This window comes from Streptomyces sp. NPDC030143 (assembly GCF_055573695.1).
Window position 1 is genome coordinate 1 of sequence record NZ_JBVIAY010000018.1, and the last position, 24,897, is coordinate 24,897.

Annotated in this window: 21 protein-coding genes and 5 pseudogenes; 11 read left to right on the forward strand and 15 right to left on the reverse strand. The window is 71.7% G+C overall.

What is annotated here, in order from left to right; all coding sequences use genetic code 11:
* Positions 1–909: pseudogene (locus ACZ4YY_RS27130) on the forward strand (hypothetical protein); the annotation flags it as partial.
* 195 nt (positions 910–1,104) lie between these two features.
* Positions 1,105–1,368: a hypothetical protein gene (locus ACZ4YY_RS27135; protein WP_468295517.1), complete on the forward strand. Its 264-nt coding sequence runs from the start codon at positions 1,105–1,107 to the stop codon at positions 1,366–1,368.
* 281 nt (positions 1,369–1,649) lie between these two features.
* On the opposite strand, the gene ACZ4YY_RS27140 is transcribed toward ACZ4YY_RS27135, so the two are convergent.
* The 5 genes and pseudogenes from ACZ4YY_RS27140 to ACZ4YY_RS27160 form a co-directional block, all read right to left on the reverse strand.
* On the reverse strand, positions 1,650–2,081 hold the full coding sequence (locus tag ACZ4YY_RS27140; RefSeq protein WP_468295520.1) for a hypothetical protein: 432 nt from the start codon (positions 2,079–2,081) through the stop codon (positions 1,650–1,652).
* A gap of 58 nt (positions 2,082–2,139) precedes the next feature.
* Complete coding sequence (locus tag ACZ4YY_RS27145; protein ID WP_468295523.1) at positions 2,140–2,550, reverse strand: hypothetical protein; 411 nt, start codon at positions 2,548–2,550, stop codon at positions 2,140–2,142.
* A gap of 45 nt (positions 2,551–2,595) precedes the next feature.
* Positions 2,596–2,853: pseudogene (locus ACZ4YY_RS27150) on the reverse strand (helix-turn-helix domain-containing protein); the annotation flags it as partial.
* Positions 2,793–3,037 (reverse strand): annotated as a pseudogene (locus tag ACZ4YY_RS27155) (hypothetical protein); the annotation flags it as partial. The pseudogenes ACZ4YY_RS27150 and ACZ4YY_RS27155, both read right to left, overlap by 61 nt.
* 403 nt (positions 3,038–3,440) lie before the next feature.
* Positions 3,441–4,526, reverse strand: coding sequence for an SGNH/GDSL hydrolase family protein (locus ACZ4YY_RS27160; RefSeq protein ID WP_468295526.1), 1,086 nt, complete (start codon positions 4,524–4,526; stop codon positions 3,441–3,443).
* Positions 4,527–4,849: 323 nt separating this feature from the next.
* Between ACZ4YY_RS27160 and ACZ4YY_RS27165 the strand changes: the two genes are divergently transcribed.
* Entirely contained in the window at positions 4,850–6,571 is a 1,722-nt protein-coding gene (locus ACZ4YY_RS27165; protein WP_468295529.1) for a PP2C family protein-serine/threonine phosphatase, read from the forward strand.
* A gap of 13 nt (positions 6,572–6,584) precedes the next feature.
* Here the strand turns inward: ACZ4YY_RS27165 and ACZ4YY_RS27170 are convergent, their stop codons facing one another.
* From ACZ4YY_RS27170 to ACZ4YY_RS27185, 4 genes are all read right to left on the reverse strand, one after another.
* Complete coding sequence (locus ACZ4YY_RS27170; protein WP_468295533.1) at positions 6,585–7,346, reverse strand: phosphodiesterase; 762 nt, start codon at positions 7,344–7,346, stop codon at positions 6,585–6,587.
* Positions 7,343–7,537 carry a hypothetical protein gene (locus ACZ4YY_RS27175; RefSeq protein WP_468295536.1) on the reverse strand — a complete coding sequence of 65 codons (195 nt, stop codon included), beginning with the start codon at positions 7,535–7,537 and terminating at the stop codon, positions 7,343–7,345. The genes ACZ4YY_RS27170 and ACZ4YY_RS27175 overlap by 4 nt, the downstream gene beginning before the upstream one ends.
* Before the next feature lie 288 nt (positions 7,538–7,825).
* Positions 7,826–8,704, reverse strand: a complete 879-nt coding sequence (locus tag ACZ4YY_RS27180) for a hemerythrin domain-containing protein (RefSeq protein ID WP_468295539.1) — start codon at positions 8,702–8,704, stop codon at positions 7,826–7,828.
* Between the two features lie 127 nt (positions 8,705–8,831).
* Positions 8,832–9,329, reverse strand: coding sequence for a MarR family winged helix-turn-helix transcriptional regulator (locus ACZ4YY_RS27185; RefSeq protein ID WP_468295542.1), 498 nt, complete (start codon positions 9,327–9,329; stop codon positions 8,832–8,834).
* A gap of 57 nt (positions 9,330–9,386) precedes the next feature.
* On the opposite strand from ACZ4YY_RS27185, the gene ACZ4YY_RS27190 reads away from it, so the two are divergent.
* Positions 9,387–10,229: an alpha/beta fold hydrolase gene (locus ACZ4YY_RS27190; protein WP_468295544.1), complete on the forward strand. Its 843-nt coding sequence runs from the start codon at positions 9,387–9,389 to the stop codon at positions 10,227–10,229.
* A 738-nt stretch (positions 10,230–10,967) separates the two neighbouring features.
* Positions 10,968–11,687, forward strand: a complete 720-nt coding sequence (locus ACZ4YY_RS27195) for a polysaccharide deacetylase family protein (RefSeq protein ID WP_468295547.1) — start codon at positions 10,968–10,970, stop codon at positions 11,685–11,687.
* 221 nt (positions 11,688–11,908) lie between these two features.
* Here ACZ4YY_RS27195 and ACZ4YY_RS27200 read toward each other — a convergent pair whose 3' ends face one another.
* A complete protein-coding gene (locus ACZ4YY_RS27200) occupies positions 11,909–13,531 on the reverse strand; it encodes a PucR family transcriptional regulator (RefSeq protein WP_468295551.1) in 1,623 nt (540 codons plus the stop codon).
* Between the two features lie 281 nt (positions 13,532–13,812).
* On the opposite strand from ACZ4YY_RS27200, the gene solA reads away from it, so the two are divergent.
* From solA to ACZ4YY_RS27220, 4 genes are all read left to right on the forward strand, one after another.
* Complete coding sequence (gene solA, locus ACZ4YY_RS27205) at positions 13,813–14,946, forward strand: N-methyl-L-tryptophan oxidase (RefSeq protein WP_468295554.1); 1,134 nt, start codon at positions 13,813–13,815, stop codon at positions 14,944–14,946.
* Positions 14,947–15,016: 70 nt separating this feature from the next.
* A complete protein-coding gene (locus tag ACZ4YY_RS27210) occupies positions 15,017–15,187 on the forward strand; it encodes a hypothetical protein (RefSeq protein WP_468295557.1) in 171 nt (56 codons plus the stop codon).
* 399 nt (positions 15,188–15,586) lie between these two features.
* Complete coding sequence (locus ACZ4YY_RS27215; RefSeq protein ID WP_468295907.1) at positions 15,587–16,573, forward strand: NAD-dependent epimerase/dehydratase family protein; 987 nt, start codon at positions 15,587–15,589, stop codon at positions 16,571–16,573.
* A gap of 227 nt (positions 16,574–16,800) precedes the next feature.
* Entirely contained in the window at positions 16,801–17,694 is an 894-nt protein-coding gene (locus tag ACZ4YY_RS27220; protein WP_468295560.1) for a glycerophosphodiester phosphodiesterase, read from the forward strand.
* A gap of 12 nt (positions 17,695–17,706) precedes the next feature.
* Here the strand turns inward: ACZ4YY_RS27220 and ACZ4YY_RS27225 are convergent, their stop codons facing one another.
* Positions 17,707–18,027 (reverse strand): hypothetical protein, encoded by a 321-nt coding sequence (locus ACZ4YY_RS27225; RefSeq protein WP_468295563.1) that lies wholly within the window; start codon positions 18,025–18,027, stop codon positions 17,707–17,709.
* Positions 18,028–18,323: 296 nt separating this feature from the next.
* Between ACZ4YY_RS27225 and ACZ4YY_RS27230 the strand changes: the two genes are divergently transcribed.
* Together ACZ4YY_RS27230 and ACZ4YY_RS27235 are read left to right on the forward strand one after the other, a co-directional pair.
* Positions 18,324–19,217 (forward strand): alpha/beta hydrolase, encoded by an 894-nt coding sequence (locus ACZ4YY_RS27230; RefSeq protein ID WP_468295567.1) that lies wholly within the window; start codon positions 18,324–18,326, stop codon positions 19,215–19,217.
* 237 nt (positions 19,218–19,454) lie between these two features.
* A pseudogene (locus tag ACZ4YY_RS27235) lies at positions 19,455–19,577 on the forward strand (LacI family DNA-binding transcriptional regulator); the annotation flags it as partial.
* A 35-nt stretch (positions 19,578–19,612) separates the two neighbouring features.
* Here the strand turns inward: ACZ4YY_RS27235 and ACZ4YY_RS27240 are convergent.
* The 4 genes and pseudogenes from ACZ4YY_RS27240 to ACZ4YY_RS27255 form a co-directional block, all read right to left on the reverse strand.
* Positions 19,613–21,898: pseudogene (locus ACZ4YY_RS27240) on the reverse strand (family 43 glycosylhydrolase); the annotation flags it as partial.
* Between the two features lie 345 nt (positions 21,899–22,243).
* A complete protein-coding gene (locus tag ACZ4YY_RS27245; RefSeq protein WP_468295570.1) occupies positions 22,244–22,810 on the reverse strand; it encodes a GNAT family N-acetyltransferase in 567 nt (188 codons plus the stop codon).
* A 197-nt stretch (positions 22,811–23,007) separates the two neighbouring features.
* Positions 23,008–23,850, reverse strand: a complete 843-nt coding sequence (locus ACZ4YY_RS27250) for a carbohydrate ABC transporter permease (protein ID WP_468295573.1) — start codon at positions 23,848–23,850, stop codon at positions 23,008–23,010.
* Positions 23,851–23,853: 3 nt separating this feature from the next.
* Entirely contained in the window at positions 23,854–24,843 is a 990-nt protein-coding gene (locus ACZ4YY_RS27255; protein ID WP_468295576.1) for a carbohydrate ABC transporter permease, read from the reverse strand.
* Positions 24,844–24,897 lie beyond the last annotated feature (54 nt).

A 24,897-nucleotide genomic window follows, 5' to 3' on the forward strand; every position in this document is an offset into this window, starting at 1 on the left:
CGCTTCGGCCGCGCCTGGCGGCGCAAGGCTCCGGTGGAGTCCCTGATGCCGCTGCGGCTCGCCCGCTACGGCGTGCCCCTGGCCGAGACGGCCCCCGCCGGCCTCGCTGCCGCCGGCATCCACGAGCCGCCCGCGCAGCTCGCCGCGGAGCGGACCGGAAGCGCGCAGCGACAGAACACCGTGCTCGAAGCCACCGCCGCCCCCGTTCCGCAGCCGGCGCCGGCGGAGGGTGCCGATCTGCCGCCGCTCCGGAAGACACCGGCCGCCGCCCCCGCCCCGCCCCGCGCCCACGACGGGGTGGGCGACGAGGACGTCAGGCACCTCGCCGACGCCTATCAGGCGTGGCTCGCCGCCTTCGGCCAGGAGCCGACCAACGCGCAGTTCGCGCGCTGGCTCCAGGAGCGGTACGGCATCTCCACCGCCGCCGGCCTGCCCCTGTCCGACGAGCAACTGGAGCCGTTGTTCGCGGTACTCAAGCAGCGCCGCACGCGCCTGGGCGAGGCCGGGACCGGAGCGGCTCCCGCAGAAGCCCCGTACGGGGACGACGGACTGCCCGGGGACGACGGGGTGCCTGGGGGCGACGGGCTGCCGGTGGGCGGCGGGCTTGCCGGGGGCGACTACTTCTACAGCGCCTGGCGCGCCTACGCCGCCGAGTACGGCTCCCACCCGGACGCGGCCGCCCTGGCTCGGTACGTCTTTCAGCGGGACGGCATCACGGGGGCGACCGGCCAACCGGTCACGGCAGCGGAGCTGCACTACTACGTCGTTGCGTTCCGGGAGCACGACGGCCTCGACGGTCCAGGCGCCGGCCCGTCCGCGCAGGACGGAGCGGACGCCGGGACCGACGACCCGCCACAGGTCGAGGCATCGTCCGGCCCCGCCTCGGCGCGGCGAAGCGCCTTCGGCTGATGCCTCGGGGTCCGGATGTCCGGGAACTGCTCCGGGCCGTCCCGGAGCCCCGCAGACCGACGGCCCTCCCCATGAGCGGGCCGGTGTCGTCCCGTCCCGGCTTGCCGTCGACACCGGTGACGCCGCACTTCCCGTTCGGGTGATCCGAGGGCCGATGGCCGCCCTGGGGAGACGGCCGTCGCCAGACTCGCCGTCGTGGCCGATCAGAACATCTCCCCGGGGCACTCCCCTGACAGGGCGGGCCGGACGGCCGCCCGCCCCGGCCGGGTCCGGTTCCCGCTCGTGCGGTGGGTGCTCGCGCCGCGGACGACCTGGCAGGCGCGGCGCCTGGCCGCCGACTTCGGTGAGGGGATGGACGCCCGGACCGCGTGGGTGACGGTCCGGGTGGCCCGCCACCCCGAGGAACGCGGCTTCGCCACGGCCCATCTCCACGACGAACGCCCCGCTGCGGAGCTCTGAGGGGTCCTTGCACCATGAGCGCCTGACCAGGCCGCGCGGCCCGGGCGGGCACAGTGCGAGGACCCCTGAGAGGAGCGCAGATCCCCAGGTGGGTCGGCCTCCGGCCCCGGCAGGCACAGCCCCCGGTTCACCGGACGGCTCTCCACCGAGGCGTGGCGGCGGCGCGGTCACCGCCGGGCCGGTCGGCGGACCGTCGGACGGCCGTGCCGGCCGGCCGCCGCGGCGCGCGGATGCCCGGCACCGATCCGGTCGTCAGGACCGCGCACGCTCGCGGGGCGTCATCACCAGTACCGGCCGCCGATCTGGCGCCACCCCGGCGATCTTCCGTTCGCGTGGGGCACGATCTCGCCGTCCTCACCGCCCGTGTCGCCCCAGTAGCGCAGGCGACCGTGGAACACGTGGTCCGCACCCATGCACGCCGACAAGCCCCGCAGTCGCTCGTCGACCGCCTCCGACTCGATCCCGGGATCGCGGACGCGGAGGTACTTGACGGCGCGCGGACGGCCCTGGTCGTCCGTGCCCGCGTCGACGTCCGGCACGAGCAGCCACCGAGCCCTGGTGACCTGTTCGGCGAGCTCCGGCTCGTCCAGTCCGTGCGGCGCGACCCGGAATGCTCCCCGGAACGCTTCCGGGTCGATCAGGTCCCGCAGGCGTGCGAGCGGGACCGGCGGGCACAGTTCGACGGTCCCCTCGACGCTCCAGTCGTAGCCCATGGGCCACCCCTTGAGATGCTCGGCGGTGTCGGTCGGCGCAGGTACCCCGACCGGTGGCCTACTGGTTTCGCTCGATGAAGGCCCGCAGCTCGGCGCGGGGGTCGGTGGAGGTGATCCAGGTCTTGTTGAGGTGTTCGGCCGAGCGGATGCCGGAGAGAAGCATGTCGCGCATCCGCGAGACCGCCTCGCTCCTCGCGGCGGCGACGCGGCGGCGCCCCTCCTCGGAGTCGTCAGCGGTCGCCAGCACATGAGCCAGCTGTCGGGCCCAGGCCCCGACGCGGCCCCAGGTGTGCATCTCGCCCTGCGCCGACCCGGCGTACTGCAGGCCGACCAGATCCCACCCCTGGTCCTGCGACAAGGGGGTGTCGGCGGAGACCCGGCTCGTGGCCACTTCCGCCGCTCGCCGGGCCAGTTCCTCGTCCGTCATCGGTGAGGCCTGCGCCGCGTGTCCTGAAGGCACATCGTTCATGATCCACAAATTATCGTCATGGCGACGATAAAGCAAGGTGTGCGTTCAGAGCTCGTTGTCCGGCCAGCCGAGAAGCCGGGCGCCGATGGCGGCGGTCCGCAGGGTGCAGCGGTGGACGGGGTCGGCCGGGTTGGTGCCGGTGAGCGTGTGGATGCGTTCGAGGCGGTACGTCAGGGCTCGCACGCCCAGACGCGGTCGGCGTGCCGCCTCGGCCGCCACGCAGCCCGTCTCGAAGTGCGCGGCATGCCGGCCGGCACCCCGACCACCACCGCTCCCGCCGCGCCCAGCCCGGTGGTCCCCAAGACGATCGCCCCGGAGAAGCCGAGCATGGACAGAAACCCGGCGATCACCGGCAGCGACAGCAGCCCGTCGACGACGCCGTCCAGGACGGCGACACCGTCGAACAGCGTCTCGAGCGGGCCGTCGAGGACGAGCGACAGGGCAAGGAGGGCTGCCCCGCAATGCCGAGTCCCGGAAACCAGGCCATCCGCGGACACCGCCTCTCCTTGCCGTCCCCCGTCGGCACGGGCATCGTCACATGCGGGCCGCGTGCAGCGCATTGCCTGCTTCCGGCAGTCTTCCCGCGCTGACGATGCCGGGCTCTCCCCGGTCGACCGTCGGGGCATGGGGGTCCCCCGCGCCTGCGTGGTGACGGTGTGTCAGCACCCGCCCTCACGGCGCACCCCGGCCGCCACGGCGACCTTGCCCCGGCAGGCCCACGTGAGGAGCCGGCCGTCCGTCACGTACTGGTCGACTTCCCGCGCGCCTGGCGGTCGGGCGGGCCGTCTGCGGGCCTTCCCCCGGCGGCGGTGACGCGGCCGGCCGGTCCTCGGCTCAGCTGCCCGGGGCGGTGGAGGCGTGGCCGCGTTCGCCCGGCCACGCCTCCCGGGTCAGCTGCCGATCCGCGCCGCGATGACGGGTGCGAGTCGGTCGGCGATGGCGCGGTGGCCCTGGTCGTTCGGGTGGACCGAGTCCGAGAGGTGGCCTGAGCCCAGCCAGCCGGTGGTGTCGACGAAGGAGACCCGGGAGTCCCCGGCGGCCACCGCCGCCTGCACCGCCGCCTGGGTCTGCGGGACGTAGCGTCCGCGGAAGGTCTCCAGCGCGAAGATCCACGCCCTGGGGTACGCGGACCGGACCTTGCGCAGCAGGCTGCCGTAGGCCGTCTGGAACTGGGCGGAACTCACCCCGTGGCCGACGTCGTTGGTGCCGAGGTTGATGACGACGGCGTCGGCCTGGTAGCGCGAGAAGTTCCAGTCGGGTGTCGGGGCGTTCGGGTTCAGCTTGGTGAACTGCCGCTCCAGGCTCACGCATCCGTCCGGCGCGGCGACCAGGCAGGCGCCGCCCTGGGCGATCTGGGTGTGTTCGGTGCCCAGGCGTTCGCCGATCAGCCAGCCGTAGGCGGTGCGGGCGTTCTGTGAGCTGGTGGTGCCGACGGTGATCGAGTCGCCGACGAACTCGATCAGTTTGCCGGGGGCCGGTGGGGCGAACGTCGTCGCGCCGCTGTCCAGCACCAGCCCCTGGAACACGGCGTCACCGCGGTAGGAGCCGGCGACCACCTGGTAGTTGACCTGGAGCGTGTGGTTGCCGGAGGACAGCGCCGTCGGGGTCAGGTTCACGGTGCCCCTGACGTCGTCGTAGAACCTCACGGGCCCGTTGTCGATGCGCGCCCACAGGTCGATCGTGTTCCGCTGCTTGAGCTTGACCGTCCGGCCGGTGAAGCCGACCCGGTAGTAGGCGCCGGCCCAGTACGGGGTGTAGGCGGTGCTGGAACTCGTGGTGTCCCAGCGGCCGACGAACTTGATGTGGGGGTCGCCGGGCTGCCCGGGGGCGGCGGCTGCGGACGTCGAGGCGTCGCCGGGCGCCGCCTGCGCCGGGGCCCCGCCCGACCAGGACACCAGGCAGAGGACGGCCGTGAGGACGGCGGCAAGGGCGCGACCGCGCCGGACAGCCGCGAGGGGGTGGGGGGTGGTCTGCACGGGGATCCCTTCACAACGTGGACGGGGAGCGCTCCCATGAGCTTTACGAGGGAAACAATGAAACGGTTCAGCGTCAAGAAGTCGCGCAGGAGGACGTCCGGCGGGGCGAGGCGGCGCAGGCCGGGCCCACCGGGCCGGTGCGGCGGAGCGGGCCCGTGAAGCGGGCCGAGAAGTCGATCCCGGGTGAGAGGGGATCGAAGCCGCCGACGTGCAATTCTCCCGCGCAGGGGCATACGGGGTAGACAGGCAAGCAGGAGAGACGGAACACGACGACGCACAGGGGCGGCCGACAGGGCACCGGCCCGATCAGCGAGGAGGCCGGGATGACGGGGCCGGAACAGACGGAGACCGCCCAGGGGCCAACCGTGCCCACAGCCTCCGCCGAGCTGACCGGGGCGCTGGAGGCCATCGGGGCCGGCGCCTGCCTCGTGGACGAGAAGGGCTGCGTCATCGCCGTCAACGCCCGCGCCGAGCGTCTCCTGGCCCGGCCCGCCGCGGACCTCCTCGGTCACGACGCGCACGACCTGCTGCACCGCGATCCGCAGGGCCGGCCGATGCCGAGAAGCCAGTGCGCGCTGCGGCAGGCGTTCCACGCCGGACGCACGGCCCAGGCCGACGAGGACCACTTCGTGCGCGCGGACGGTACCCTGCTGCCCGTCTCCTGGCTGATCACGCCGTACGGCAGCGTCGACGACCGTCCGGTCGGCACGCTCGTGGTCTTCCACACCCCCGAGCCCTCGCCGGGCACCGGCCCGCGACCGGAGTCGACGGCACAGCCGCTGTCCGACCTGCAACGGCTGGCTCTGCTGGCCGAGACCACCGCACAGCTGAGCTCCACCCTCGACGTCGACGAGGCGCTGCGGCGACTGGTGTCCCTGGTCGTGCCCCGGCTGGCGGACTGGGCGGTCGTCGACCTGATCACGGAGCACGACGAGGTGTGGCGTGCCCTCGTGGTCCACGCCGACGGTGACACTCTCGTGCACCACGAGGACCTGGAGGGACCGATGCCACCGGTCCCCGAGGAATCGCCGATGCCCCTGTCCAGAGCCCTGCGCGGCGTCGCCTCCACCCTGGCCGGCCCGCGCACCTACCAGGGCACACCGGATTCCGGCATCGCCGTCGAGCAGCGCCGCCTGTTCGACGCCACGGGCATCCACTCCGCTGCCATCGCACCCATCCGCAGCACGCGCGCGGTCCTGGGCGCGCTGACCGTGGGCCGCGCCGAGGACCCGACGCCGTTCCGCCCGGCCGACCTGCCCCTTCTCGAGGACATCGCACGGCGTGCCGGTCTCGCCCTGGACAACGCCCGCCTCTACCAGCGCCAGCGCAAGGTGGCCGAGACCATGCAGAACCATCTGCTGCCCCAGATGCCGAGCGTTCCGGGCCTGCAGATGACCGCCCGCTACCTGCCCGCACCCGACGCCTCCCAGGTCGGCGGCGACTGGTACGACGCCTTCCCCCTGTCGGACGCGTCCACGGCCCTTGCCATCGGAGACGTCGTCGGCCACGACCTGGAGGCGGCGGCCGGCATGGCGCAGGTCCGCAACATGCTCCGCGCCTACGCCTGGTTCCAGCACGAGCCCCCCAGCCGGATCGTCGAACGGCTCGACGGGGCGATCCAGCACATCACCGACGTCACCATGGCCACCCTGATCTTCGCCCGGATCGAGGCGGCCGACGGCGGTCACTGGAAGCTGTCCTGGACCAACGCCGGCCACCCACCACCGCTGCTCATCAGCCGGGACGGCCTGGCCGACTTCCTCACCGACGGCCACGGCATCCTCCTGGGCACCCAAGCGGACCTCCCACGTCCCGACGCCACGGCGCTGCTCCCGCCCGGCTCCACCCTGGTGCTGTACACCGACGGCCTCATCGAGGCACCCGGCCACACCCTCGACGAAGGCCTGAACCACCTGCGCCAACACGCCGCCGCCCTCGCCCATCGCCCCCTCTCCTCGTTCACCGACCGGCTCCTGAGCCGTGTCCGCCCCGCCGGCAACGACGACGACGTCGCCCTCCTGGCGCTGCGCGTACCGAAGTCCTGACCGCGACGGACCGTCAGTGGTGGCCCGCGCGGGAGCCCCGATAGGCGCCGCGGCGCGTCGCGGCCAGGGTGCTTCCCGCAGTGAGCCCGGGAACGCTGTGCCCGTAGATGTCGCAGTCGAGGCCGACCTCCTGCGGCACGGGCAGGGGGGCGCGTACCGTCAGCACGGCGAACGCGCGCCAGGTTCGGCCCGGCGCCTCGGCGCACAGGTCGAAGACGAGGGGGGCGGTGACGAGGGCCTCGCGCAGACGTGCCGGGTCCCCGCGCACCGGTGCCTGTGCGGAGGGGCGGGGAAGGGCGGCCAGGAGGCGGGGACGGCCGCCGACCCGGTAGGACAGCAGGGTGGAGTAGGGGCCGCCCAGTGCGTCGGCCCGGGGCAGGGGCAGATGCCGGGTGAGGCGGCTGCGGCCGCTGCTCGTGAGGAGCAGGTCGAGGGGTCGGCCGGGGCCGTCGGCGTGCTCCACGCGGATGGCCAGGCCCAGCCCGTCGGGCAGGCGCCTGGGCAACCCGGCCGCGCGTGACAGGCGCACCGTGGCGTCGTACCGCCCGGGAGTGTCCAGCCATGCCACACGCCAGGGCGGGCCTGCGCCGGCCACGACCTCCAGCTCGGCCGCGCAGGTCACGCCGTGCGGATGCAGTGCAGGGGCCCGGCGCAGCCGGCCCAGCAGCCGGAAGGCGGCTTCGGACGTGGCCTCCCAGGAGGTGGCCGCCTTGCGGGGCCGACGCTCCCCGTCGGCGGACCGGGTGCCGTGACGCGGCGGCGCGAGGCGGCTCACGAACCGGGCCCCCCGCTCTGCCCCTGCTCGTTCCGGTGCTCCTCCTGGGAGTCCCGGGCGTCCGGGTCGTCGCCCTCCGCCTGCGACGGAGTCGTGCGCGGCACGTCACGACGGCCGGACGTCTCCGTCTCGTCGCCCCCGTTGTCCGGCTGCGGCTCGCCCTCGGCCTGGGACGGGGTCTGTTCACTCATGGGTGCCTCCGTGGTGGGCGCTGTCGTGCCGTCCCGGGACGGCCCGGCAGTGGCGTGAGAAGAGGGCGGGACAGGAACGCCCCGGGCTTCTCGAGGTAGGGCTGCCCGCCGTCGACCGCGGGTCTGCGCCGGTGAGCCGTCCCTCCGGTCGGTCGGCCGGGTACCCCGCGGCCGGGGTGTTCAGTCGGTCGGCGCGTGCGAGGCAGCTCATGACCTGCCTGGCACCGATGTCCGCGGCCGAGGCGGCGTGCCGTGGCGTGCCCACTGCTCGTCGCCAGGTGGGAGCGTTCACGCGTGTCGAGTGTGGTGACGCCTGCCGTTGGCACGGCGGGTCAGCCGGACGGTGCCCGCGGCCGTGGCGACTCCTGCGACGCCCAGGGTCACGCGGCGAGCACCCGGGCTGCTCCCGGTAGCGAGATCGCGCAGTCGGTCGGCCGCACCGAGAGGGACGCCGCTCAGCGCGTTGCCGGGCGGACGCCGCGACACGGCCGGGTGCGGGTGAGTGGGCGCGGCGGCCCGCACCATCTCCCAGACGGCGCCCGTCCGCCGCAGCCGACGGTCGTCGAGCGCACTCCTCAGACGGGGCAGCAGGTGGTCTTCCTCGTCGCGGATGTCCTGCGTGATCAGGGCGAACGCCTGCTGGATCCATTCGTCCCGCAGGGGATCGCCGGGCGCCCGCCCGACCTGCGCGACGAGGTCGCTGATCGCCTGGTGTTCCTGCTCCACCCGCGCGGTGAGGTCCTCACCGCCGGGGTGGACGCGCCGCAGCAGGGGCCACAGGACGGTCTCCTCGGCGAAGGCGTGGCGGAACACCAGGTGCACGATGTCCAGCCACAGACGGTCGCGCTCCGTGTCGCTCATGCCGCCCGCACGGTAACGGTTCATCATCGCGTCGAGTGCGGCGTGGTCGCGGCGCTGCCTCACCAGGACGCTGCCGCGGCCACCGAGCGTGGCTGCGTCCTGATCGGCTATGGAGTCGGCGGGGCTGAGTGAGGAGCCGTGCCCGGCGGAAGCCTCGGAGTGTCCTCCACCCTCGTCGCTCCTGCCGTCACCGTCGGGTGCCGTCGGCTCGCGGCGTCGCGTTCCTGCCCCCTCGGGGGGCGTGTCCTTCTCTCCGGTGACGTGCTCCGACGGGTGGGACGGGTTGTCGTCGTGGGGGCTGGTCATGTCGACTCCTTCCCTTCCTTCCCTGCGACGAGCCGGGTTCCCCCATCCGCGCATTCGACCACGGCGCGGGCCCACGGGGAGGCGCATGGCGAACGGCCCCGTGCCCGCCGTAACCGTGTGCGGCTGTTCAGTCCGTGTCCGCGTCCGTGTCCGCGTCGTCGAACAGTGCGTGCATCGCGCCGAGAACGCGCAGACACGCGTCGATGTCCGCCACGGTGAGATCACCGTCCACGCGACGCAGCAGCGCGTGTTCGCGGGCCCGTACCGCGCCGATCGCGGCCCGGCCCGGCTCGGTGAGCCGGATGAGCGGCGACCGGCGGTGCGCGGGATTGGCGGTGCTTTCCACGAGGCCGTGGCGTGCCGCGTCATTCACCATGCGCTGCACGAACTGCCGGCTGAGCGCCTGCGCCCGCCCCATCTGCGGCACTGTCATCGGCCCCCGGGTACGCAGGAGATCGAGCACCGCGCGCACCCCGACCGACAGGCCCTCGATCGGTGCCGCCTCCTCCACCTTGCGGTGGACCCGCCGATAGAGGGGGCCGACCAGGTCGAAGACCTCGGTGAGGTGTTCGGCCAGCTCGTCCGGGGAGGTCGCGGCGAGGGCCGGGGTGCGTTCCTTCGTCATGCCATCAGGATGACACCTTGGTTGCCAATACCTGGACTTCATGACACCTTGGTTGTCATGAAGATGGAGCCCACCGCCACGCCGACCCGCCTGCTCCGGACCGCCGACGGCCATCTCGCCTACCGTGAGGCCGGCTCCGGGCCGCCCCTGGTGTTCCTCCACGGCGGCTTCCTCGACCACCGCATGTGGGAGGAGCAGATCGAGGCCTTCGCGCCACGCCACCGGGTCATCGCGTTCGATGCCCGTGGGCACGGCCGCTCCGCCAACGCGACCGGCCCCTTCCGGCCCGCTGACGACGTGGCGGCGCTGCTGCGGGGCCTGGACGCCGCGCCGGCCGTGCTCGTGGGCGTGTCGATGGGTGGGGCCACGGCGGTCGACTGCGTGCTGGAACACCCGGAACTGGTCCGTGCGGTCGTCGTCAGCGGCGTCGGCACCAGCGAGCCCGTCTTCCGGGATCCCTGGGAGCTGGACGTGTTCGCCGCCCAGGAACAGGCGTTGGCCCGGGGGGACGTGGCCGGCTGGGTCGACGCGTTCATGCGTCTCACCGTGGGCCCGCACCGCGACCTGGCCGCCGTCGATCCTGACGTGGTCCGGCGGGTACGGGAGATGGCCCTCGGCACCCTCGGCAAGCACACGGCCGGCGAACCCGACCACCGGGTGCCGGTCACGGCCACCTGGGAGCGCGCGACCGGCATCACCGTCCCCGTCTGTGCGATCAACGGGGCCCTGGACGCACCGGACCACCTGCTCATGGCCGACCGCCTGATCAGGCTCGTCCCCGGTGGCCGCACGGTCCCGATCCCGGACGCCGCGCACTACCCGAACATGGAGAACCCGGACCGCTTCAACGCCGAGCTGACCTCGTTCCTGGAGTCGGTACACGGTGCCTCGGCGGCCTGAAGCCGCGATGCGACAGGGGGACCGTACGGCGAGATCACCGTCCTCCGAGGGCTGACCGGGGGGCGACTCGCCGATGGAGACTGATCGGTGCGGCCCAGCACCCGCCGTACGGGATCAGCCCCAGGGCTCCCGTCCCCGCGCCGTACGGTTCCGTCCGGACCCTCCCAGACCCCCTGCGGTGCGGAGCCGTCCGTGAACTCCCCACCCCCGCCGGTGCGTGCGACCGAGTACCGGCGCAGCCTGCCGGCTCGCGTGAACGGAGGGGGCATCAGGCGTGGGGCACGTACCGGTCATCGCAGGCGCCACCGAACAGGGACGAGGAACTGATCCGGCATCTGGAGTGGGGCACCGATCTCCGGACGCAAGTGTGCGGGGACGGGCAGCAGTCTCACGGCCCGGGGCGGGGGCGGGCGAACGGCACGAGGGAGGCGGTCGGTGAGCCATCGGAGGCTCGGTGGCGGGAGACCGGCGACGACCGTCTGACGGTCCCACGAGCGGTCTGACGCGGTGCCGGCCTCTCGGAGATCTCCACGAGCGGCCCGGCAGGGTGCCGGCGTCTCGGAGGTCTCCACGAGCGGCCCGGCCCCGGGTCGACGTCGTCGGAGGGCTCGGCGCACCGCTGCGGCCCGGGGAGCTCGGGATCCTCCGAAAGCCGTAGGGGAACTCACTCAACGCGTGGGCATCCCCGCGCACTTCGAGTCGGTCTTACAAGGGAGTCCGCTGCCCTTGGAGGATCCGATGCACCGACGCCTCGTCACCTCGACCGTCATCGCGGCCCTTTGCGGCAGCACGCTGGCCGGCACCACCACGTCCGCCTCCGCCGCCACGCCCTTGTCCGTCGACTGCCGCAAGGTGAAGTGCGTCGCCCTCACCTTCGACGACGGGCCGGTCGCCGACACCCAGCGGCTGCTGCGCATCCTTGAGGAACGGAACGTCAAGGTGACCTTCTACCTGGTCGGCAAGAACGTCCAGAAGAACCCGTCGACGGTGCGTGCCGCGGCGCTCGCCGGCCACCGGATAGGCAACCACAGCTGGGACCACGCCAACCTCACGACGCTCAGCCCGGCGAAAATCGCATCGCAGCTGTCCCGCACGGACACGGCCATCAAGCAGGCGACCGGCACGAAGCCCACGACCTTCCGCGCCCCCTACGGCGCCCACAACGCGAGTGTCCGCTCGGCCGCCGGCCGGCCGCTGGTGCACTGGAGCGTCGACACCCTCGACTGGAAGTACCGTGACGCCGCCCGGATCGTCAGGACCGTCAACACGCAGACCAAGCCCGGGGACGTCGTCCTTCTGCACGACATTCACAGGACGACGGTCGACGCGGTGCCAGGCATCGTGAGAGCCCTCCAGACACGCGGCTTCCGCTTCGTGACCGTCGACCAGCTCTTCGCCCCCAGCAAGCTTCCCGCCGGGAAGGTCACGTACCACAACCGTGGCGCCTACCGACCGTGACCAGGGCCATCGCCCCGCGCAGGCGCGGGACGGCCGGCGCCCGGAACCGGTCGAACCACCGCGGGGCCGCCCCACGGCGGCCCGACGGCCGTCCCACCGCGCTTGCCGAGGGCGTCGAGCCGCGCGTGCCGTCGGCGCCGATGGGCTCATCGAGAACCCTGTCCGGACCGGATGCCCCCGGCCCCGCGTGGGGGAACACCCCGGCTCGCCCCGCGGCCCCACTACGTCTCGGAGAGCGCTGTCCCTCGTGTGTCCAGGACGAGCACCGCGACGTGCAGGGATGTGCGCTGCAGGCCCGATTCCAAATCGCATCCCAGGAGCCGCTCGATGGTGTGGAGGCGCTGGTAGTAGGCCTGCCGGGACATACCGGCCAGTTTCGCCGCGACGGATTTGTTCCCGGCGGCCGTCAGGTAGGCGCGCAGGGCGGGCAGAAGGTCGCCGTTGTTGCGGTCGTCGTGCTCGACGAGGCGGGTGAGCCGGCGCTCCGCGAACTGCTGAAGGCGGGTGTCCTGCCGTAGCACCCCCAGCAGCTCGGGCAGCTCGACGTCTGCGGGGACGTAGAACCATCGGTCGGGGGAGGCCGGGGTGATGGCTTCGGCCGTCTGCTCGGCCTCCTGCCACGACCGGGCGATTCCGGACAGATCGGTCACACCGGGGCCGACGGCCACCACGGCCTGCGGGCCGAGCTCCTCGCGGGCGAGACGGCCGATGCGTTCGGCGACCGGCTGCCAGGCGCTGGCCTGTGCCAGGGCGAGGAGTACGCCGATGCGTCCCGGGGACGTCTGGCCGACCAGGGCGCGTATGCCGGTCTGTGTCAGGGCCTTCGCGATCCGTTCGTCGAGGTGCTCGCCCTCGGTGCCGGTGTGCGTGTGGTGGATGGCCACGGCGAAGAGGCGGTGTCCGAAGGCCGGCAGCCCCAGTGCCTCGGCGCGGGCGCGCGCGTCCGCGGGGGAGCGGAAACGCCGCTCGCACAGGTCCCGCAGCACGGAGCGGTGGGCCCGGCGCTCCCACCAGGCCGGCCCGGCCAGGCGTGCCATGGTCAGCGCGACAGCCGCCCGCTCCAGGACCAGGACGTGTTCCGGGTCGGGCTCCGCGTTCAGCCGGCTGTCCAGCAGGATCAGCCGTCCCCACGGCCCGTGGTGGTCCTGCACCGGGGCGATCAACCACCCCTCCGGACCGCTCGGCGTGATCTTCTCCGGGGTCGCAGCGGCCCGGGAACGCCGGGACCAGGCCGACACCACCGGCTCGTACGGCCGGCCGAGCAGTTCGCACATCAGGACGCGATGATTGAGGTCCTCCAGCACCACGGGTGCGCCGGTGAGCTCCGCGGTGGTGTGCACCAGCTCCTTGGGGGTCGCACCCCGCAGCGTCAGGCCGGTGAAGATGTCCTGGACGTCCATGCCGCGCCGCAGCAGGGCACCCTGCGCGTCAAGGATGAGGGCGTGCACCGTCTGTGTGACGTCGATGAACCGGACGCCGCGGGCGAGCTCCACCAGCGGCACCTCGCGTGCGCGGCAGGCCGACACCAGCTCGTCGGGCACCTTCCCGTAGCGGTGACCGAGCTCCACGATCAGCCCGGCCGCGCCGACGTCGGCGAGCTGGTCGACGTAGTCACGCAGCTTCGAGGCGTCCTCGGGGTACGGCATGCCGGTGGTCAGGACGAGCTCGCCGCCCTCGAGGAAGTCGGCGGGATTGAGGAGCTCGGTGACGTGGACCCACCGCACCGCGCGGTTCAGCTGGGACTGACCGGCGAGGACGCGCGGCAGCCCTTCGACGAGCACGGGCAGGCTGAGAACCTCCGCGATGGTGAGGAAGTGTCCGGGTGCGGGACGTCTGGCCGGCATAGGAGGTGCTTTCGTCCGGGGGATCGGGGTCACCTTCGCACCGGCCCATCGCCGTGACAAGAGGGGTCGGTGCACTTTCCGAAGGACCTCCCTCCGCTGTGACAGACCGTCTCGAGAAGGGCGCAAGGTGGAACACAGTGTGGGTTGACCTGTGTGTTAGCCCGGGTCGAAAGTGAACGCCATCCCCGGTGGAACGCGAACCGCAAGGGTCCGCACCGTGTCCCCACGGTGCCGAGGGCCACGACTTCCATCCAGGCCACACTCGGCGAAAGGAGCGACTCATGCGCACCCGGAAGCGCGTCGCCGTGATCGGTGCCGGCAGCATGGGCAGCCAGGCCATGTGGCGACTGGCCGCCCGCGGAGCCGAGGTCATCGGCTACGACCGGTACGCGCCGGGTCACGACCGCGGCGCTGCCGGGGGTGAGAGCCGTATCTTCCGCGCCGTGCACCTCGGTGACCCCGGGTACATTCCGCTGCTGCGGCTCGCGGACCGGATGTGGACCCGTCTCCAGCGCGAGACCGGCCTTCCACTGCGACGCCGCAGCGGATGCCTGGTGATGGGAGAGACCTCGTCACCGTCCATGCGCCTGCTCCTCTCGTCCAGCACCACCCATCGGCTGGATCACGAGGTCCTGGACGAGGCGGAACTCGCCCGCCGCTACCCCCAGCACCGCCTCCCGGCCGGACACACCGCCGTGCTCGACCGCACGGGAGCCGTCATCAGGCCCGAGGCGTCCATCCAGGCCGCCGCCGCGCGCGCCGAGCAACTGGGCGCCCGGTTGAACCGCTACACCCCGGTGCGGGAGATCGCCCCCGCTGCGGGCGGCGGAGTGCACATCGTCACCGACCACGGAACGGACCACGTGGACACCGCCGTGGTGACCGCGGGCCCCTGGATCAACACCCTGCTCCCGGACCTCCCACGAACCGTGGACATACGCCGGCTGATCAGCTCCTGGCACATCCCCACCCGCCACGACTGGTTCGCCGGTGGCGCGCCCCCCTTCGTCCGCAGCACACCGCACGACTGCTACGGGCTTCCCTCACCCGACGGCATCTCCGTCAAGCTGGGCCTCTCCTTCGCACGCTATCTGCCGGTACCCGACCCCGAACGGCTCGACCGCACGGTCCGCCCCGGCGAACTCGCCACCTTCCGCGACCTCATCCGTGAACTCATGCCCGACCTGAACCCCGACCCGATCAGGCTGTCGGTCTACATGGAGGGCTACACGGAGTCCGGGAATCCGCTCGTCGGTCATCTCCCCGGAGAGGACGACATCATCGTCATGGCCGGATTCTCCGGCAGCGGCTTCAAGCTCTCGCCCGCCATGGGAGAGATCGCCGCCGACCTGGCTCTCGACGGCGCCACGGAACATCCCGTCGACTTCCTCGCTCCGGCCGCAGTCGCCGCCTGACCCCCCCCGCGGCTTCACCGGCCCGCCGTGCCCCGGTGAACTGCCCGGCAGAACCTCACCCCTGTGGGACATGCCCGGCGTGACGATCTCCCCGCACACAGCCGGCGAGACCACCGGCGAGCGGGAGGCCCTCATCGAGGTGTTCCTCGACAACCTCACCCGGCACATCGAGGGCCGTCCGCTGAACAACGTCGTGGACAAGCGGCGCGGCTACGTGGTGGAAGGGACGTACGCCGGCTGACGGCGTGGCGCGCGCGTGCCGACAGGTCCCGCCGCCGGCGCCGTCGCTCGGCACGGGGTAGGACCGTGTCCGCACCGTGCGGGCCAGGCCTCGATGCGGTCGGCTGCGCTCGCCCGCCGCCGGTGCCGGAACAGCCCGGCCGGCGTGGTCCGCGTCGGGTCCGAGCCCATCCACTCGTTCCGCCGGGGGAGGACGGGGAGCTCCGGACCAGCTGTCAAGGTCTTCCGCGGGCCCTGCCGAGGCTCCCTGACCCTCTGTCCGGGCTTCGAGCCGTGGGGCGAGGGCCGGCCTGCGCGCTGCCGAACACCGGTGGAAGCGGGGGCACATGACGGGCTCTGCCCACGGCAGAATTCCGTTCGTGTGATCGGGACGGGCTGGTTGAGTTGCGTCATGGAACGCATGGAGATCCTGGTGCTGGGCGGCACGGCCTGGCTGGGGCGTGAAGTGTCCCGGCAGGCACTCGACCGCGGCCACCGCGTGACCTGCCTGGCGCGTGGCGACAGCGGACCCGTGGCGGACGGCGCCCGCCTCGTGACGGCGGACCGGCGCGACCCCGGCGCGTACGCGGTCCTGCCCGGCCGGGACTGGGACGCCGTGCTGGAGGTGTCCTGGCAACCCGGTTTCGTCCGCAGCGCCGTTGCGGCCCTGGGCGCGCGGGCACGCCACTGGACCTACGTCTCCTCGGTCAGCGCCTACGCCTCCCACGGCGAGCCCGGCGCGGACGAGTCCGCCGCCCTGCTGCCCGCCACCGACCACGAGGAGGTGGACCGTGACCGGTACGGCGAGGCCAAGTCCGCCTGCGAGACGCTCACCCGGACGGCCCTGGCCGACCGCCTGCTGATCGCACGGGCCGGACTCATCGGTGGGCCCGGCGACCACAGCGACCGCTCCGGCTACTGGGTCGCCCGCGCCGCCCGTTCCCCCCGGGAACCGCTGCTCGTCCCCGACACCCCGACCGCCCCGACGCAGACCGTCGACGTACGCGACCTGGTGGCCTGGCTCCTCGACGCCGCGGAACACCGAACCACCGGCACGTACAACGCCGTCGGCCCGACGGTGCCCTTCGCCGAGTGGATCGAGCTGTCCCGTGCCGTCGGCGGACACACCGGACCGGTCGTCACGGTGGCGTCCGAACATCTCCTCGCACGCGGCGTCGCTCAGTACATGGGCCCCGACTCGCTGCCCATGTGGGTGGTCGAACCGGGCTGGGAGGGCTGGGCGGCACGCGACGGATCCGCCGCCGTCGCCGCGGGCCTGCGCCACCGCTCCCGCACCGACCTCCTTGCCGACACACTGCGCTGGGAACGCGAACAGGGACTCCACCGGCCCCGCCGCGCGGGGCTCACCCCGGACACGGAGCGCGAACTCCTGGCGTCCATCGGATGACCTTGCCGGTGCCCGGCCTGCCGGCCTCCCGTGCCGGCCGGCCGCGCGGGCCCGGAACGGAGGGTGAGGAAGCGGTTCGGGCGGCACCGGCCGCCTCCCTCCACCTCGGCACGGGAGCCGAGGACGCCCGGTAACGCCCTTTCGGCCCTCGGCCAGCCCGTATCTCCGCCATCATGATCCCTGCAGTCAGTCGACCTGCACCCGATCACCTGATGCGAGGAGTACGCATGCACGCGCGCGCAGCCGCCGCCACCGCGCTCTTGGGCGGCACCGCCCTCACGCTTCTTCTGCCCGTGCAGGAGGCCCAGGCGGCCACCCGCGCCGTGCCTTCGGCCGCCCGTACCGTGCCCGCGGTCATCGCCCACCGCGGAGCCTCCGCCAAGGCCCCCGAGAACACGCTGGCCGCCATCGACAAGGCGGCCGCCCTGGGCTTCAACTGGGTGGAGAACGACGTCCAGCGCACCAAGGACGGCGAACTCGTGGTGATCCACGACGGTACCCTCACCCGCACGACCAACGTCGAGCAGGTCTTTCCCAACCGGGCTCCGTGGAACGTGAGGGACTTCACCGCCGCGGAGATCGCCCGTCTCGACGCGGGCAGTTGGTTCGGCAGCGCGTACACGGGCGCGCGCGTGCCGACGCTGAAGCAGTATCTGAACCGGGTCGAGCACAACCACCAGAAGCTGCTCCTGGAGATCAAGAACCCGCAACTGTATCCGGGGATCGAGCAGCAGACCCTCAAGGTGCTCGGCAACGAGGGCTGGCTCGACGCGCAGCACCTGGCCGGCCGGCTCGTCGTGCAGAACTTCAGCGCCGACAGCCTGCGGATCGTCCACGACCTGAAGCCGGCGATCCGGACCGGGCTGCTGGGTACCCCGGCGGTCGAGGAACTGCCGACGTACGCTCGATTCGCCGATCTCATCAACCCCTCGTACGGCTCGGTGTCCCGGAGTTACGTCACGGCGGTGCACAGCATCACCGGTCCGCACGGCAAGCCCCTCGAGGTCTACGTCTGGACGGTCGACGACGCGGCCACCGCGCGGACCATGCGCGGGTACGGGGTCAACGGCATCATCACCAACAAGCCCGACGTGGTACGGCGGGGGTTGTACTGGTACTGAGCCCGGCCCTTGTCAGCGGGCCCCACGGTGACGCACCGGGGGTGCACGGGCCCGGCGCGTCAGGAGGCGAAGCGCGCGCTTCGAGGAGCCGGAAGACCGGGAGTGGCCGTGCCGGTTCAGGCTCGCGATCGGTGCGACCTCCCACTTCACGGTGCGCGTGGTCAGGTCGAACGCGGCGACGCCGGCGGCGGTGCGGGTGGGCGTGCCGGTGCCGCCGCCCCGCGTGTCGCCGCCGAGGTGGACGATGCCGTCGGCACCGAGGCTGAGGCTCAGCAGGCTCTGGTGGCGGATGACGCCCAGGTAGACGGATCTTGCCGCCGCACCGGTCCGCAAGCGGAAACTCCGCCGGGGCGGCGGGCGTGGCGTGGGTCGGTGGCCGACCGGCGTTCGTTCGGACCAGGGTCATCCATCAGGCCCGCGACGCGCAGCAAACGCGGCCCTGTGACCACCGGCCGAGCGTCGCATCCCCCTGGCCGGTCACCGCGAGCGCCCTACTGCGGTGTCGGCTCGCGAGCCGGATCCGCCCTCACGCCGCGGCCCGACGGCGTCTCCCCATTGCGCACTGCCGAATCAACGAGCATTATCAGGAATCCTGATACTTTAACTTTGTAGCGACAGGGGACGCAGCCATGCCCTTCAGCCCCAGAATCCAGGCCAGAGCCGTCCAGCTGCTGCTCGGCCGCACGATGGCCCGCGTGCACAAGGACCTGCGGTTCACCGAGTTCCCGAAGCGCACCGAATCCCTTCGGGTGGAGACCGGCGCCGGCCCCGTGGCCTGTACCGTCTACCGCCCGCCGACCACCGTCGCGTCGCCCGCCCCCGTGTACGTCAACTTCCACGGCGGCGGATTCGTCGTCGCCCGCCCCGAGCAGGACGACCACATCTGCCGCTACATAGCCGCCACGGCCGGCTGCGTCGTCGTCAACGTGGACTACGCCGTGGCGCCGCAGCGGCAGTTCCCTGTGCCCGTCGTCCAGGCGTACGACGTCACCGCGTGGGTCGCCCGGAACGGCCCGGCGAACAACTGGGACGGCTCGCGACTCGCCGTGGGCGGACACAGCGCCGGGGCCAATCTGACCGCCGCGGTCTGCCGCACCGCCCGGGAGCGGGGCACGTTCTCGCCCCGGCTGCAGATCCTCGACTCGGCGCCGCTCGACCAGCTCGCCGACCCCGCGACGAAACCGTCCCCCCTCGCCAAGCCGCTGCTCACCCCCCAGCTCATGCGGATCTTCACGGCCGCCTACGTTCCGGTGGCCGACGACCGTTCCCAGCCCCTCGTCTCGCCGGCGCTGGCGGACGACCTCGCCGGACTGCCTCCCGCGCTCGTCATCACCGCCGAGAACGACCGACTGCGAGACGAGGGCACCGCCTACGCCAAGGCCCTGGAGGCCGCCGGCGTTCCGGTCACACACCGCGACTTCGCGGGCGTCGACCACTACTTCACCCACACCGGACCGGTGCCGGCGGGGAAGGAAGCCATCGAGCTGATGGCCGCCACCCTGCGAGCGGCACTGAGCGACTGACACCGCAAGCACACTCGGGATAAGGGCTGTGCAGCCTCACGTCCGTGGTCGCCCTGCGCCGGTCATGAGTCACCCGCGTGCGACGGGGCGGCTCGCCGGGGATGCCGGCGCCTCTTCGGAGACGGGCCGTGGCACGTCGCCGTGAGGGCGCCGGCATCCTGTCGTGCGGTCAGCTCGTCACGCGGAAGGTGGCGTCGCTGCGCCCCGTCGCGTTGGTGATCGGGTCGAGCCGCAGTTGCGAGCGCACGCGCTCTCGCCAAGGGCCGGACGAGCACGATCGGTCTGGTCTTCCCGCCGGCCGGGAATCATTACACCGGGATGCGGCTGGACTTCATCGGCAGCGTGGTGGAGGCGGCGGCCCTGACCCGCCACCCGTGCGCGTGAGGGGGAATCGGTCAGGCCCAGGGGCTGACCGCCGTGAAGGAGCTGTCGGCGCGGAAGGTGGTGTTGTCCTGGTAGGGGTCGATGCGCAGTTCGTAGTTGTAGTGGCGCAGGTAGCGGCCGGGGTAGTTGTACGACTCCAGGGAGACCGAGCCGGCGGTCGAACCGGGGCGGGCGCAGTAGGTGGCGTCCTTGTTGAACAGCGCTGTGCCACCCGGCGCGTCGAAGCGGACCCGGAGGTCCTTGTGGCGCAGGTAGCGGCCGGAGGCGTCACGGAAGGAGTAGCAGCTTGCGTCGGCGAGGCCGGGGACGATCGTGAAGGTGGCGCTCTGCTTGACCGCCGTGGTGCTGGAGGACGTCACCGGGTCGAGGTAGCCGAGGCTGTCCGACCGTACGACGGCGTAACGGCCGGGGAAGTTGACCGAGCGCAGCGAGCGGGTGGTGCCGGTCGGCAGGGCGGTGCCGCCGGAGACCGGGGTGATGCTGCTCAGGGTGGGGACGACCTTCTTGATCAGGCCGTCGGTGTCGAACTCCATCTTGTCGATGGTGGTTTCGCGGTGGGTGCCGTCACCGCCGGGGATGGCGAAGCGGTGGTAGGCGATGTACCAGTCGTCGGTACCCGGTACCTGGACCACGGAGTGGTGGCCGGGGCCCTTGATGCCGAGGGAGAGGTCCTTCTCCAGGATCACGCCCCGCTTGGTCCAGGGGCCGGTGGGCGTGGAGCCCGTGGCGTAGGCGACCCGGTAGTTCTCGTCCCGGGTGTCGTTCTCCGACCACATGAAGTAGTAGGTGCCCTGGCGCTTGATGACGAAGGTGCCCTCTCTGTAGCCGCTGGGGGTGATGTTGGTGACCTTGGAGGCGTCGAAGGAGACCATGTCGTCGTTCAGGGGGACGACGTACGCCTGGCCGTTGCCCCAGTACAGGTACGACTGGCCGTCGTCGTCGGTGAAGACCGCCGGGTCGATCATCTGGCCCGAGTAGGCGCCGCGGGCGATCAGCGGCTTGCCCAGGGGGTCCTTGAACGGGCCGGTGGGCGAGTCGGAGACCGCGACACCGATGTTTCCGTCGGCGGAGTAGTAGAAGTAGTACTTCCCGTTCTTAGCGGTCATCGTCGGGGCCCAGGCCCGGCTGTTGGTCCAGGAGATGTCGGGGCCGAGGTCGAGGATGACGCCGTGGTCCGTCCAGTGGACCAGGTCCTTGGACGAGTACGCCTTGAACTGCGTACCGCTCCAGTTCGCGAAGCCGTCGGTGGTCGGGTAGATGTAGTACGTGTCGCCGAAGCGGACGATGTTCGGGTCGGCGGTGAGCCCGGGCAGGACCGGGCTCCTCATGATCTGTGCGGCCACCGTCCAGGTGCGCTTCGTCCCGTCGGAGCCGGTCACCTCGTACGTCACCGGCTGGGTGAAGTCGCGCGGGGTGCCGGAGGCCGGGCTGATGGACGCGCCCTGGGCGAGGGTGAACTGCGGCGCGAGCGCGGTGAGGTCCGTGCCCTCCCTCACCGGCAGCGTGATCTTGCTGCGGGCGTCGTCGATGAGGGCGTCGATCTTCAGCGAGGGATGGGTGACCGCGGCGATGTGCGTGGTGTTCCCGCTGATTTCGAGGACCTCACCGGGCGCCAGCGCGCGGTTGTAGACCCGGAAGTCCCGCATCTTGCCCTTGAAGAGCTTGTCACCGCTGAAGAGGGACTTGCCGATGTGGTTGGCCGTGGTGGTGCCGGATCCGATGGAGCCGGGGGTGGTGGTGACCGACGTGTTGCGGGCCACCTCCACACCGTCCTGGTACAGGACGCCGGTGGTGCCGGTCTGCGTGTAGGTGACGTGCTTCCAGACGGAGCGCGGCAGGTCGCTGGTGGTTCGGGTGTTCTGCTCGGTCGAAAAGGCCCCGGAGGCGATGGCGGTCCGGAACGCGTTGCCGGTGGTGAACAGGTACCCGTTGCCCGCTCCGTTGGCGGAGTTGCCGAAGCCGTAGATGAAGTAGGGCGTGGTCTGGTTGGCGTCGATCTGCACGTCCATCGAGACGGTGATCGAGTTCATGCCGCTCATGATGTTGTCCGGCACCTTGATGTAGGTGCTGGACCCGTCGAACGTGAGCCCTTCGCCCGATCCCGACCAGCCCGCGGTGCCGTTGACGGTTCCGTTGCGGCCGTTGCCCGAGGCGTCCGCCGCCACGGTGCCCGAGGTGGCGTCGAGTTTGTACCAGAGCGCCAGGCCGTCGGTGATCTCCGCCGCCTCGGCTGGGGCTGCCGGGCCGACGACGCCCACCAGAAGCGAGACGGCGGCCACGGCGGCCAGAGAGCCCGCCCGCAGTCTCCGGTGGCCCTGAGGTCTCATGCTGTGCATGGGTTCACTTCCCCTGATGAAGACATGCCTGAGGAGGGGGCTCGAGACCTCGGCCGAGGTGCTGGCGTGCCGCCCGTGTGACATCGCGTCGCGTGAGTCTGAAATGGGCCACGAGTCGGCGTCAATAGTTTACGAACAATGTCCGGTAGGTCGAACGGTTCCGGTGGGCCCGGCAACTCGCCGCCGGGCGCTACCGCCTGACCGGACGAACGCCGCCACCTGCCCGGGCGCGCGCCTGATCAGGCCGCGCGGCCCAGGCGGGCACAGTGCAAGGACCCCTCAAGGGGGAGGGGCGCTGTCATTGCCTCAGGGGCAAGGCGCTGCCATGTAGAGGGCGTGTTCGCCCGACGAGGGGGTGCCGTCGTAGAGCGCCGTGTCCAGTCCGCAGAAACCGAACCCCATCCGTCGGTAGGCGTGGATCGCCGGGGCGTTGATGTTGGAGACCTCCAGCCAGATGTGTTCGGCGCCGCGCTCGCGGCCGAACTCGACAGCGTGGCCCACCAGGGCGCGGCCGACGCCTCGGCCCCGATGGGCCGGAGCGACCTCGATGTCCTCGAGGACGAGCCGGCGGTTCCACGCGGCGTAGGAGACGGTGGCGAAGCCCGCCGGACAACCGTCGGGTCCGACGGCGACGAAGGTACGGCTGTTCGGATCCCCATCGGTTCCAGGCCCCTCGTCGTCGGGTTCTTCCGCGGGGAAGACCTTGTGGACGGGCGGGTTCACCGGGATCTCCCGGAGAGCGAAACCGAGTTCGGTGACGGTCACGTGGAAGATGGTGCGCGTGGTGAAGGACCCGTCGAGTGCCTTGATGGCCTGGGAATCTTCGGGCCGGGCGGTACGGAACTCGTAGTTCACGGCGTCAACGGTCGTCATGGCACGAATCTACGATCAGTTCGCGGACGACCGCTGCGTGCCGGGGCTCGTGGCCGGGAGCCGGTCCGGGGCGAGACGGGGACAGCCTGGACTTCCGGGTGTGAGACGGCTCGGTCGTGGGACTGCCCGGGTCCGGGCCCGTCTGCCGCTCGGTCACATCGCACTCGCGCTCGCCGTACCGCGCCATCGGTTCGTGGTCAGCCCTTGACGGCGGAGCTGGCGACGCCTTGGACGAACCATCGCTGGAAGAAGGCGAAGACCACGAGGACGGGCAGGACCAGGAGGACGCCGAAGGCGAGGATCTGGCCCCAGTCCGGAGGCAGTTGACCCTGGAAGACGCTCATCTCCAGGGGAAGCGGGCGCACCGAGGGGTCGGAGACCATCAGGACCGGCCACAGGAAGGATCCCCACTGGGTGAGGAAGGTGAGGATGGCGACGGAGGCGAAGGCCGGCTTCGACATGGGGACGATGATGGCGAAGAAGGTGCGCCAGGGGCCGGCGCCGTCGATGCGGGCGGCCTCTTCGATGCTCGGCGGGATCGAGCGGAAGAACGTGTGGAACTGGTAGACGGAGAAGGCGTTGGCGACGAAGGGGAGCGCCTGGATGAAGACCGTGTTGCGCTGGTCGTTGAACATGTAGAACAGCGGGACGGCCACCGACTCGAACGGAACCAGCATCAGCAGCAGGACGAGGGTGAAGACGGCTTCCCGTCCGCGCCACTTCAGCCGTGACAGTCCGTACGCGGCCATCGAGTTCACGAGGAGGCCGCCGGTGACGACCACGAAGGCCAGCAGCAGCGAGACGCCCATGAAGCGCCAGAAGTAGCCGGTGCTGTCGGAGTCGAGGGCGTCCAGGACGGCCGTGTAGTTGTCGAACGACAGGTGGGTGGGCAGGAAGCCGGACAGCCCGTCGAGGACCTCGTCGGAGGGCTTGAGGCTGCCCAGGAACAGGTAGAGGACGGGCAGGGCGAAGAGGAACGCGAGCACGCTGAGGACGGCGTAGTCGGCGAGGCGGCGCAGCGGGTGGCGGGTCGTGGCCATGGGTCAGTCCTCGTTTCCGGTCCGGACGACGCGGCGCTGGATGAGCGTCAGGACGACGACGATCAGGAAGAAGACGACCGTGATCGCGGACGCCTGCCCGATGTTGTTCTGGTCGAAGGCGGTGGTGACGGCCTGGTACATCACGGTGCGGGTGGCGTCCTCGTCGAGGCCGCCGCCGTGGATGAGGATGTAGACCTGGTCGAAGACCCGGAAGGACAGCACCGAGGTGAGCATGGCGACGAAGACGAGGGTGCCGTGGATGCCGGGCAGGGTGACGTGGCGGAACTGCTGCCAGCGCGAGGCGCGGTCGAGCCGGGCGGCCTCGTAGAGCTCGGTGGGGATCTGCTGCAGGCCGGCGAGCAGGATGACCATCTGGAAGCCGACGCCCTGCCAGACGGACAGCACGATGACGGAGGCCATGGCGGTGGTGGCGTCGCCGAGCCAGTCGAAGGCGCCCCAGTTGCCGAAGGTGACCGCGTGCAGCAGGGAGTTGAGCATCCCCTGGTCGCTGCGGGAGAGGATGAGCCGCCAGATGACGGCGACCAGAGCCATCGGGAAGACCACCGGCATGAAGAACAGGGACCGGAACAGGCCGATGGCCTTGAGCTTGCGGTTGAGCAGGATCGCCAGGGCGAGCGCGAGACCGGTCTGGAGGGGGACGACGACCACGGCGAAGGTCAGGTTGTTCAGCAGGGCCCGCAGGAACGGGCCGGACAGGTCGGGGTCGGTGAACAGCCGCCGGTACTGCTCCAGGCCGAAGAAGGAGGGCGCCAGGGGGGAGCCGAGGCGCACGTTGTAGAAGGAGAGCACCACGGCGTAGCCGAACGGGACGCCGACGAAGGCGACGAGTCCGGCGACAGAGGGTGCGGACATGAGCAGTCCGTGCACCCAGTCGCGGCTCTTGCGCGCCGGCCGCGGGGGCTTCGGGTTCTTCGGGGGCGGGGCCTTGTCCCGGCCGGAGGGCGCGACGTGCGCGGGTTCCACGGTCTTCACGGGTGGAGTCCTGTTCCCGGCCGGGGCGGGCGGGCTGCCGTCTGCCCGCCCCCG

Coding starts and splice junctions, on each gene's coding strand:
- ACZ4YY_RS27140 (WP_468295520.1), bottom strand. CDS start 2,081: ATGGGCTACGACTGGAGCGTCGAGGGGACCGTCGAACTGTGCCCGCCG.
- ACZ4YY_RS27145 (WP_468295523.1), bottom strand. CDS start 2,550: ATGAACGATGTGCCTTCAGGACACGCGGCGCAGGCCTCACCGATGACG.
- ACZ4YY_RS27165 (WP_468295529.1), top strand. CDS start 4,850: ATGACGGGGCCGGAACAGACGGAGACCGCCCAGGGGCCAACCGTGCCC.
- ACZ4YY_RS27175 (WP_468295536.1), bottom strand. CDS start 7,537: ATGAGTGAACAGACCCCGTCCCAGGCCGAGGGCGAGCCGCAGCCGGAC.
- ACZ4YY_RS27180 (WP_468295539.1), bottom strand. CDS start 8,704: ATGACCAGCCCCCACGACGACAACCCGTCCCACCCGTCGGAGCACGTC.
- ACZ4YY_RS27185 (WP_468295542.1), bottom strand. CDS start 9,329: ATGACGAAGGAACGCACCCCGGCCCTCGCCGCGACCTCCCCGGACGAG.
- ACZ4YY_RS27190 (WP_468295544.1), top strand. CDS start 9,387: ATGAAGATGGAGCCCACCGCCACGCCGACCCGCCTGCTCCGGACCGCC.
- ACZ4YY_RS27195 (WP_468295547.1), top strand. CDS start 10,968: ATGCACCGACGCCTCGTCACCTCGACCGTCATCGCGGCCCTTTGCGGC.
- ACZ4YY_RS27200 (WP_468295551.1), bottom strand. CDS start 13,531: ATGCCGGCCAGACGTCCCGCACCCGGACACTTCCTCACCATCGCGGAG.
- solA (WP_468295554.1), top strand. CDS start 13,813: ATGCGCACCCGGAAGCGCGTCGCCGTGATCGGTGCCGGCAGCATGGGC.
- ACZ4YY_RS27210 (WP_468295557.1), top strand. CDS start 15,017: ATGCCCGGCGTGACGATCTCCCCGCACACAGCCGGCGAGACCACCGGC.
- ACZ4YY_RS27215 (WP_468295907.1), top strand. CDS start 15,587: ATGGAGATCCTGGTGCTGGGCGGCACGGCCTGGCTGGGGCGTGAAGTG.
- ACZ4YY_RS27220 (WP_468295560.1), top strand. CDS start 16,801: ATGCACGCGCGCGCAGCCGCCGCCACCGCGCTCTTGGGCGGCACCGCC.
- ACZ4YY_RS27230 (WP_468295567.1), top strand. CDS start 18,324: ATGCCCTTCAGCCCCAGAATCCAGGCCAGAGCCGTCCAGCTGCTGCTC.
- ACZ4YY_RS27245 (WP_468295570.1), bottom strand. CDS start 22,810: ATGACGACCGTTGACGCCGTGAACTACGAGTTCCGTACCGCCCGGCCC.
- ACZ4YY_RS27250 (WP_468295573.1), bottom strand. CDS start 23,850: ATGGCCACGACCCGCCACCCGCTGCGCCGCCTCGCCGACTACGCCGTC.